General features: G+C 45.8%; 11 protein-coding genes. All 11 read left to right on the plus strand.

All coding sequences use genetic code 11. From position 1 onward, the window contains the following. Nucleotides 1-52: 52 nt before the first annotated feature. Complete coding sequence (gene waaF / locus IT393_02785) at nt 53-1738, plus strand: lipopolysaccharide heptosyltransferase II (GenBank protein ID MCC7201577.1); 1686 nt, start codon at nt 53-55, stop codon at nt 1736-1738. Beyond that, the gene (locus tag IT393_02790) at nt 1725-1895 is read left to right on the plus strand and encodes a Trm112 family protein (GenBank protein MCC7201578.1); all 171 of its coding nucleotides are present in this window, start codon (nt 1725-1727) and stop codon (nt 1893-1895) included. The genes waaF and IT393_02790 overlap by 14 nt, the downstream gene beginning before the upstream one ends. 49 nt (nt 1896-1944) lie before the next feature. Then, nucleotides 1945-2529, plus strand: a complete 585-nt coding sequence (locus IT393_02795) for an isoprenylcysteine carboxylmethyltransferase family protein (GenBank protein MCC7201579.1) — start codon at nt 1945-1947, stop codon at nt 2527-2529. A gap of 212 nt (nt 2530-2741) precedes the next feature. After that, nucleotides 2742-3647 carry a dTDP-4-dehydrorhamnose reductase gene (gene rfbD / locus IT393_02800; GenBank protein ID MCC7201580.1) on the plus strand — a complete coding sequence of 302 codons (906 nt, stop codon included), beginning with the start codon at nt 2742-2744 and terminating at the stop codon, nt 3645-3647. Then, complete coding sequence (locus tag IT393_02805; protein MCC7201581.1) at nt 3619-4314, plus strand: class I SAM-dependent methyltransferase; 696 nt, start codon at nt 3619-3621, stop codon at nt 4312-4314. Before rfbD ends, IT393_02805 begins: the two co-directional genes overlap by 29 nt. Nucleotides 4315-4318: 4 nt before the next feature. Next, the gene (locus IT393_02810; GenBank protein ID MCC7201582.1) at nt 4319-5218 is read left to right on the plus strand and encodes a glycosyltransferase; all 900 of its coding nucleotides are present in this window, start codon (nt 4319-4321) and stop codon (nt 5216-5218) included. 30 nt (nt 5219-5248) lie between these two features. Beyond that, the gene (locus IT393_02815) at nt 5249-6073 is read left to right on the plus strand and encodes a hypothetical protein (protein MCC7201583.1); all 825 of its coding nucleotides are present in this window, start codon (nt 5249-5251) and stop codon (nt 6071-6073) included. 38 nt (nt 6074-6111) lie between these two features. After that, nucleotides 6112-7278, plus strand: a complete 1167-nt coding sequence (locus tag IT393_02820) for a glycosyltransferase family 4 protein (GenBank protein ID MCC7201584.1) — start codon at nt 6112-6114, stop codon at nt 7276-7278. After that, a complete protein-coding gene (locus IT393_02825) occupies nt 7279-8265 on the plus strand; it encodes a glycosyltransferase family 4 protein (protein ID MCC7201585.1) in 987 nt (328 codons plus the stop codon). Next, entirely contained in the window at nt 8262-9209 is a 948-nt protein-coding gene (locus IT393_02830) for an SPASM domain-containing protein (GenBank protein MCC7201586.1), read from the plus strand. The genes IT393_02825 and IT393_02830 overlap by 4 nt, the downstream gene beginning before the upstream one ends. A 12-nt stretch (nt 9210-9221) precedes the next feature. Next, a partial coding sequence (locus IT393_02835; protein MCC7201587.1) for an acyltransferase occupies nt 9222-9721 on the plus strand: 500 nt, incomplete at its 3' end.

Raw genomic sequence — 9721 nt, forward strand, 5'->3', positions numbered from 1 at the left:
GATATAATCCTTGTGTACTTTGTGCATTGCGGTAAATAGCGGGGTTTTCCGGATGAAGTTTGCGGTATTCATAGACAGGGACGGTACGATCAACGAGGAGGTGGGGTATGTTGACAGCCCTGACAAATTTCATCTCCTGCCGGGTGTATCCGAAGCCATACGGAGATTGAATGATCAGGATATACCGGCCATAATAATATCAAACCAATCCGGCATTGCCCGGGGATATTTCTCCGCAGATTTTGTAAACAGACTTCATATGAAGATGACTGCAGAACTTGAGAAACAGGGCTGCAGGATAAACGGCATCTATGTCTGCCCCCATCATCCCAATGACGGATGCGCATGCAGAAAGCCTCGTCCCGGCATGCTGCTTAAGGCTGCAAAAGAGCATGGCATTACACTTCACAGCTCGTATGTCATAGGAGACAAGATCATTGATATACAAACCGCTCATGGCGTGGGGGCTAAAGGTATCCTTGTGATGACGGGATACGGAGCTGAAGAGTTAAGAAAGGCCTCCATGTCTTCTGAAGGCAAACCGGACCATGTTGCAGCAAATCTTAAAGAGGCAGTGACCTGGATTATTGAGGAAGTGGCACACTCTATCAGGGAAATCCCCCTTAATCCCCCTTTTTCAAAGGGGGAAACATTCTTCCCCCCTTTAGTAAAGGGGGGTGGGGGGGGATTTGAAGGGGAAAAGGCTAACAATGCCAAAAAGAGCATCCTGATTGTAAAACCCAGCTCTCTCGGGGACATCATCCACAGCCTCCCTGTCCTCTGGGAATTGAGAAAGAAATACCCCGATGCATGTATTGGCTGGGTCGTTAAAGAGGTATGGCAGGATATCCTTTCAGATAATCCACTGATAGATCATCTGATTGTCCTCAGAAAAGGGATAAAGGGGATCATCGCTGCTATTCAGGAGATACGCAAGCTGCAATTTGACACTGTCATAGACCTTCAGGGGCTTTTCAGGAGCGGTTTGATTACGTATTTTTCCGGTGCATCAGTCAGGACAGGCCTCTCAACTGCGAGGGAATCGGCTCCCATATTCTACAACAATAAAGTCCCGGTACCGCCTGGTAAGATTCATGCTGTTGACAGGTATTTGCTGGCAGTCACGAACCGAGAAAAGCGGGATTTAAAATTCCCTATATATATCAACATTGATGATGATCAATGGGCAATCAAGTTCCTGCTGGAAAATAATTTATCGGATATACGGCCTCTCATTGCAATCAATCCATCGGCAAGATGGGTCAAGAAGCGGTGGCCTGCAGCCTCATATTCAGACTTAATAAACCAATTGATAAAAGAGCTGAAAGCGGGTATAATCATCATCGGCAGTAAAGACGATATTGCAATAGCAAATGATATAGCCTCTCATCTTAATGATAGGATTGTCATTGCAACAGGTAAGACTAATCTAAGGAGACTTGCGGCTTTACTTGAGAAAGTTGACCTGCTCATTACAAATGATTCGGGCCCGATGCACATTGCGGCAGCTTTAGGGACAGCGGTAGTGGCATTGTTTGGCCCTACTGACCCTGTCCTGACAGGGCCATACGGAAAGGGACACATCGTGCTCAGAAAAGATCTCGAATGCAGTCCCTGCCTGAGGAAACCATGTAAAAAAGGAAGACCTGTATGCATGGAAGCGATTACAGCAGAAGATGTATTAAAGGCAGTAACAGAGAGTATAAAGATTAAAGGAGATCAACATGGCGTTGAGTAAGGATTTACTTGAAATCCTTGCATGTCCAAAATGCAAGGGGGATTTACGGCTCACAGACAAGGGTGATGGACTTATATGCGACAAGTGCAAACTCCTCTACCCTGTTAAGGATGATATACCGGTAATGCTGATAGACGAGGCAACCAGAATCAACTGAATATAACGCCGGTATTGTCCAGGTAAATAATAAGTACAGGTCAGTTCAATTGCAGCAGACTTTTTCAGAATCTCTTAAAAACTCTATCTTTAAGAACAGGATTACCCTGAGTTTTCTTTGTGCCGCCTTTTTTCTGTATTTTGCCGCACCGTCACGGACAACTGTTTTTACAGGCATCCCGATAATCCTTATCGGTGAAATAATGCGGACGTGGGCATCAGGCTACATCAGAAAGAATGAAGTGCTTTCACAGACCGGGCCATATGCCTTTACAAGAAATCCTCTTTATGTAGGCAATTTCCTTATTGGTGCCGGTTTCAGCATTATGACAGGCCGCCTGTTGATTATCATATTCTTCCTGGCCGCCTTTTCATATATATACATGGTAACTATTCAAAATGAAGAGAAGTTCCTGTCAGCAAAATTCGGGGAGATATTTTCAAGGTATAAAGACCGGGTGCCTGTTTTTTTCCCTGTTAAGCTGTTATTCTCAGGACCCGCACCGCATGATAACACAGACTCTCACTTCGCATGGGAGTTGGTAATGAAACACAGGGAATATCACACATGGCTTGGCATTCTTGCCGGATTAATTATCCTGATAGCCAAAGCGGCATTTATAACGGCAAAGTAGCTACGGCCTTTAAAACCGGCTGCGGGTTGATAGAAACAGAGGGCTTTTTCAGATGAACCGTCATGAGCCTCAGGTTCATCAAGGTTCATGAAAACGTCATTCCCGCGTAAGCGGGAATCCAGACCGAGGCCTGGTTCTGGATTCCCACTCCCCGCTTAAATCATGCGGGGACAGGTTCCGTGGGAATGAAGGGTACTTAGGAGTATTTTCGGGTGAAGATCCTTATTATCGGAGCGGGCGGCCAGTTAGGCAGTGAACTGGTCAACATACTGCAGGATGATGAACTGATACCCCTGACTCACAGGGACATTGAGATGACGGATGAGCAGGAGGTAAATAACATACTCTCCTCCAATATGCCGGATGTAGTCATCAACACTGCCGCATATCACAGGGTTGATGACTGTGAAGACAACACAGTGCTCAGTTTTGCCGTCAACAGCATTGCCGTAAGGAATCTGGCAAGGACGTGCAGTGAGCTCGGTGTCACATTAGTACACTTCAGCACAGACTATGTATTCGGCGGTGAGCAGAGCACACCGTACAATGAAGATGATTGTCCGAATCCCCGGAGCGTCTATGCTGTATCAAAACATGCAGGAGAACTTTTTGTAAGGAATATTTGCAGCAAATATTATTTAATAAGGACCTGCGGACTGTACGGGGCAAAAGGTGTAAGCGGCAAAGGGGGCAATTTCATAGAAACTATGATAAAACTTGCCAACAGCGGAAAAGAAATTAAGGTTGTATCCGATCAGTTCGTAACCCCGACTTATGCAAAGGAACTTGCCTCAAAGGTTTCACAGTTAATACGCACCGGGAAATATGGCCTATACCACATTACGAATAACGGCGGATGCTCATGGTATGAATTTGCAAGCGTCATATTTCAATTGACCGGCATTAACGCTGTGGTCAAGCCTGTCACTTCATCTGAATTCGGGGCAAAGGCAAGAAGACCGCTGTACTCGGTTCTCGAAAACGGGAACCTGAGACTTCTCGGTCTGGATGACATGAGTCAATGGAACAACGCATTGAAGGAATATCTTTCAGAAAAAGGGTATATAAAGGATCAGAGGACATTTACTGATGAAGATCAAAAAGACATCAACAGGTGAAACTGTTGAAAAATACGAAAAGAAAAAGAGGCACTATCAGAGCGACTCTGTTGCCACTAAATATGATGATGTAAGGTTCGTCAAACTTTCACACAAGCTGCGCAACAAAAGAAAACTTGCCGCCATTCAAAAAGCAATCGCCGCAGCAGGCGAACTCGGACATGAGATAAAGAGTGTCATTGATATTCCATGCGGAACAGGAAGGCTATTCCCGCTCTTTATTGATAACAGGCTTTCTTTTACAGGGGCTGACATCTCAAGGGAGATGATGGAGGTGTCGCGTAACAGATTCGGCAGCTCAGGGCTTCTTAAAGGAATGGTGCGTTGTGATGCTGAATCTCTCCCCTTCAGGGACAGGTCATTTGATTCCGTGGTCAGCATAAGATTTATGTTCCATGTTCCAAAGGAGGTGCGGCACAACATCCTGAAAGAAATGGTGCGGATTTCCAGGGGATGGCTGATCATTGATTACCGTCACCGATACACTGTAAAGTACTGCATCAGGAAATCGCTAAGCCAAATTGGCATAGGAAAACCTCCTTCTTACCGTTTCTCAGTAACTGATCTGCAAAGTGAGCTCAACTCTGCCGGAATAAAGATCGTCAGGATATTTCCTACCCTGCGGCTCTTTTCAGACAAATGGGTGGTTCTGTGCAAAGCAAATTAGCAATATGGTAAGATTGTCAGGTTTCACTTTTATCAGAAATGCCGTCTCATTAGACTATCCTGTAGTGGAGAGCATATCCTCCATCCTGCCGGTGGTTGACGAATTCATAGTTAACATTGGCCCTGACAATGACGGGACTACGGAACTGATTCAATCAATCAGAAACCCCAAAATCAGGATAATTCACAGTCAGTGGAACGCCAATATGACAACAGGGGCTTACATCTATGCCCAGCAGACAAATGTCGCACTTTTCAACTGCACAGGCCGGTGGGCCTTTTATCTTCAGGCAGATGAGGTCATCCACGATAATGACCTTCCGGAAATAATGTCTTTTGTGGATCGCTATGCGGATGATGACAGGGTTGACGAACTTGCATTTACGGAGCTTAGCTTCTGGGGAGATTACAGGACTGTGGTCAATGTATATCCTCAACGCAACAGAAGACGCTGCCGCATAGTAAAACCACATCATTTTGTAATGTCCCGCGGTGATGCAGCCGGGTTCACGGTACACCCAAAATATAAGGAAAAAGGGCGCAGGATGAGGGTCGTTGATACAGGTATACCCCTGTTTCACTACTGCAGTGTCAAATCAGAGAAGGCTATGCAGGCCAAGAAAAAGACGGTCTCAAATTACTGGAGTGAAACCAGCTCGGCTCAGCCTGAATTCAGCACATATTATGACATCCCAAGGAAATTCGTTGCGGCCTATGAAGGAACACATCCAAAAGTTATGGAGAAGAGGATTAAAGAACACTGTGTCTCAATAGACCTCTCCTCACCTCATTGGCGGAATAAGATAACCTGGAGAGAACAATTCCGGCGTCTTAAAACAATATGGGTAGAACATGTCACCAGCAGATTTTCCGGACGGGGAAGTTATACCCTTGTCAGGAAATAATTGCCCGGGACAGGACAGAGGGAACATGGGATGTGGCTTTATCTAAACGGCAGATACAGTAAATTGCTAAAGCAGCACGGCCTTCAGCAATTCACTGACTTCATGACCTTTTCCGGCGGGCAGGTGTTAAAACGCCTGCCGTCAAGGTCAATCACGAAAGTGGAGCTTCCAAACGGCAGGGACGCGGCAACCTTCTTTCTGAAGCGCCATATGTGCACTGTAAGACCTGCAGATTTGTTACGTACACTCCTGTCAGGCTTTTCCATATCATGGGGGAGAAAGGAATGGGAGGTTATAGAGGCATTCAGTAAGTGCGGAATACAAACCCTGACTCCTGTTGCAGCAGGTGAGCAAGTTTCCCTCCTAAGACAGGAATCATTTTTGATGACAGAAGAACTGACGGGATTTCAGTCACTTGAAAGTTATCTGAAGGACTACTTCGTCCATCCCCTGTCAGTAGAAAAGATGATGGAAAAGAGGTCTTTAATCAAAGAACTTGCTGAATTAGCAAAAACGATGCACAGCGCCGGCTTTAATCACAGGGATTTTTACTGCTGCCATATCTTTATAAGCCGTTCGGAAAACGGCAAGAGGGACTGGCGTGTACTCGACCTGCAAAGGGTTGACAGGAGACGCTGGTTCCGCAGACACTGGATCATCAAAGACATTGCGGCATTAAACTACTCAGCGCCTTCTCTAATAATTTCACGCACTGACCGTCTGCGTTTCCTGATACATTATACCGGCGGCAGAGATAAGGTAAGACAAAGCCTCCCTTTCATCCGTCAGGTAATAAGCAAGACAAACAGGATCAGCCGGCACGACAGGAAATTAAAGGCCAGGAGGCATACGTAGCGCCGGCCTTAATGGCCGGCTTGAAGTTGCCAAATAACTTGAATATAGCAATAATCAGAAAAAAATATAATCCATTTGGCGGCGCAGAACGTTATCTGAATCTGTTGGCATCTCATCTTGTGAGTGAAGGACACGAAGTCCATGTATTCGCAAATAAGTGGCCTGCAGGTGTAAAAAATGGTGTAATCGTTCACAAGATTCCCATGCTTGGCGGTCTGTCATTATTAAAGGTCTGGAGTTTTGCCATTGCAGCCTGGTTTATCCTGAGACGCTTTAAGTGTGATGTAGTATTCAGCAATGAGCGCCTATTGTCCCAGGATATACTGAGGACATCAGACGGGGTACATAAGACATGGCTTAATATCAGGATGAGGTATTCATCACCTCTCAGAAAACTATCGTTCATGATAAACCCGCTGCACCTGTCCATCCGCCTGCTCGACTGGCACATCTTTAACCGGAGGGCATACAAAAAGATAATAGCGCCGTCAGAGTTTATAAAGCATGACATACTCCGGAATTACCCTGCCGTCCATGAAAACGACATACAGGTAATCTATAATGGTGTGGACCTGCAGCGCTTCAGACCGGAGAACAAAAAGAGATACAGGAATGCCGTAAGAAAAGAATTAGGTGTTAATCAGTCAACCCCCATGCTGCTCTTTGCAGGCACGGGATTTGAGCGCAAGGGATTAATATATGCAATCGGAGCAATGCGTCACCTGCCTCAGGATGCAGTTCTCGCAGTAATAGGCAAGGGTAAGGCACGGCATTATATGAACATGGCAAGACAATGGTGCCTTGCTGAAAGGGTGAAGTTCATCGGGCCTGTGGAGGGGATTGAACGCTACTATGCGGCCTCTGACCTCCTGATACTTCCTACTCTCTATGAGCCGATGGCAAACGCTGTCCTTGAGGCGCTCGCAACTGGCATACCTGTAGTAACCAGCCGTGACTGCGGCAACTCCGAGATATTAACCAACGGTGAGGACGGATGGATTGTCAATGACCCGACCAATGACCGTGAGATAGCCCTAAACGTCAAGGCTGCCCTTGATTCATCATGGAACCAGGAGACAGAACGGCGTGCACGGAAAAAGGCAGAACAGTTTACACTGCAACGGACAGCCGGAGAGATCATAGATGTTATCCTCTCTGTAACCGCAACAGGACTAATTGAGGGACATCCCGGTCAGGGACGTTAAATGATTAAAGTCTTATTTATAATTCAGGATGAGAAGTTGCCTAGCAGCAGGATAAGGATTATAAATCTGCTGCCTGAACTGGAGAAAGAGGGGATTAATGCAGATGTTGTCAAATATCCCAGGAATCCTTTAGAAAAGATACGGCTCATAAAAATGTGTAATCAATTCGATATGACTTTTCTGCAGAAGAAATTATTATCCCCTCTCGATGCTCTACTTCTAAGGAAATATGCCAGAAAGTTGATCTATGATTTTGATGACGCCATCTACTATAGACATGATGAACACAGGTCCATTAAGAGTAGCACAAGATATCTGAAATTTAAATTTCTTGTAAGTAAAGTTGACCTCGTAGTTGCCGGAAACAGGATACTTGCTGATTACGCCAGCCGCTTTAATCGGAACGTGGCTGTCATACCCTCTGCAGTAGAAACACGAAATACTCCATTAAAAGACTATCAGAAGCAGTGTGATAAAACTATCATAGGGTGGGTAGGTGGCGAGGTCAATCTGCCTCATCTTGGATTATTAACACCTGTACTCCGGAAACTTTCACTTGACCACAGGATACAATTAAGGATACTCAGCAGCAGGGGGTTGGATATCCCTTCGATTGAAGTGAACTTTGTCCCGTGGAGTGCAGATACTCAGGATAATGAGATTGCACTCTTTGATATTGGAGTGATGCCTTTGCCAAACAATAAGTACACAGAAGGTAAGTGCGGATATAAGGCATTGCAATACATGGCCGCCTCAGTACCGCCAGTTTGCTCTGACGTAGGAATTAATCGAGATATTATTGAAGATGGAAAGGATGGTTTTGTGATATCATCAATTGATATGTTTTATGGTGCAATCAAGACTCTGATAGAAGACAAGGCTCTCAGACAAAACATGGGAACCAGGTCACGGGAAAAGGTAGAAGGCCGCTTTTCTATTCAAGTTGCAGGAAAAAGGCTTGCTGATCTTTTAATAGCCTCTTTATGAGAATGATCACAAAGTACATGATGAAGTACCTGGGGCATAAATATAAGGTGGCCTACAGGAAAAGGCTTATCGAGCTTCCGTATTCGCCAAGGGAGCTCTGGATCGAGCCTACAAACCACTGCAACCTGCGCTGCGTTATGTGCCCGCACGGAAAAGGTCTGAATGTTCCAAAAGGTTACATGGACATGGGACTCTACTCTAAAATAATTAATGAACTTGAGTACCTCAAAGTCCAGCGGATTAATATCTTCCTGGGGGGAGAATCCCTCCTGCACAAGAAGTTGACGGAAATGATTATAATGGCAAAAGTTTCAGGGATACCAGTCAGGCTCCACACCAACGCAGCACTGCTTACCGAAGACATGGCCATAAGTCTCCTCGAAAGTAAAGGTCTTGAAGAGATATCTTTCAGCTTCGATGGCGAAGACCATGATTATTATGAACGGGTGAGGGTGAACGCTAATTTCGAGAAGACCCTCGCCAACATTAGGCGCTTCCTTGAACTCAAAAAACGTGGCGGCTTCAAGATTCCACGGGTTCTTATTCAGGTCATAAAAGAACGAACTGCGGACGGGAGTACACCAGCCATAACAGATAAATTCAAGACCCTTTTTGCAGGATTGCCAGTGGACAAGTTCAATCCCATCTGCTTCCACAATTTTGGCGGTACTCTGGAGATAACCAGTGACGTAAAATACGAAGTGGTCAAAAAGCAATACAAACCCTGTCACCAGCCATGGCGGTCCATGAGCGTGGCATGGGACGGTGAGGTGGTCGGCTGCTGTTTGGATATGGAGAAAAAACTTGTCCTGGGAGACCTCAGAACACAGGGGGTCATGGATGTCTGGAACGGCAAACCCATACAGGAGCTCAGACAGGCTCTGGCAGAGGGACGTTACAGGGATATTGAGCTATGCCGTGAGTGCGACCAGCTTTGGATTTAAGAGGACCATACAATGAAGAAGCTGTTTTATAAGATACTGCATTTCATACACTGCAAGCTTGAGAAAGGACAAAACGAGTATCTAAAGTCCAAGATGAAGTGTGGCAAGAACGTATCCATCAGGGACAGGGCAATTATATACAGCCCCGAAAGAATCACAGTTGCCGATAATGTGAGTATTAACAGCGGGGTTATAATCCTTGCGCAGGGTGGGGTAAGCTTTGGCGAATATACAATGATATCGCCAGGCGTAACAATTGTCAGCGTAAGTCACGATTATTCAAAGCTCGGTCAGGAAGCCTGGGATGGGCAGATAAAAAAACCCGTCACTATAGGAAGGAACGTATGGATAGCAGCTGGTGCTGTCATTCTGCCCGGCGTAACAATAGGCGACGGAGCGGTCGTGGCAGCCGGCAGTATTATAACCAGGGACGTTCCACCGTACACTGTAGTAGCTGGTTTGCCTGCCAGGGTTATAAAAGAGCGGCCTGTTAAAGGAGGAATGAATATTTG

The sequence above is a fragment of the Nitrospirota bacterium genome, assembly GCA_020851375.1.
Taxonomy (GTDB): domain Bacteria; phylum Nitrospirota; class 9FT-COMBO-42-15; order HDB-SIOI813; family HDB-SIOI813; genus RBG-16-43-11.

What these genes read in the sequence shown, in the direction of transcription:
- IT393_02810 (MCC7201582.1), top strand. Translation starts at nt 4,319, where the DNA reads ATGGTAAGATTGTCAGGTTTCACTTTTATCAGAAATGCCGTCTCATTA.
- IT393_02805 (MCC7201581.1), top strand. Translation starts at nt 3,619, where the DNA reads ATGAAGATCAAAAAGACATCAACAGGTGAAACTGTTGAAAAATACGAA.
- waaF (MCC7201577.1), top strand. Translation starts at nt 53, where the DNA reads ATGAAGTTTGCGGTATTCATAGACAGGGACGGTACGATCAACGAGGAG.
- IT393_02830 (MCC7201586.1), top strand. Translation starts at nt 8,262, where the DNA reads ATGAGAATGATCACAAAGTACATGATGAAGTACCTGGGGCATAAATAT.
- IT393_02815 (MCC7201583.1), top strand. Translation starts at nt 5,249, where the DNA reads ATGTGGCTTTATCTAAACGGCAGATACAGTAAATTGCTAAAGCAGCAC.
- IT393_02825 (MCC7201585.1), top strand. Translation starts at nt 7,279, where the DNA reads ATGATTAAAGTCTTATTTATAATTCAGGATGAGAAGTTGCCTAGCAGC.
- IT393_02790 (MCC7201578.1), top strand. Translation starts at nt 1,725, where the DNA reads ATGGCGTTGAGTAAGGATTTACTTGAAATCCTTGCATGTCCAAAATGC.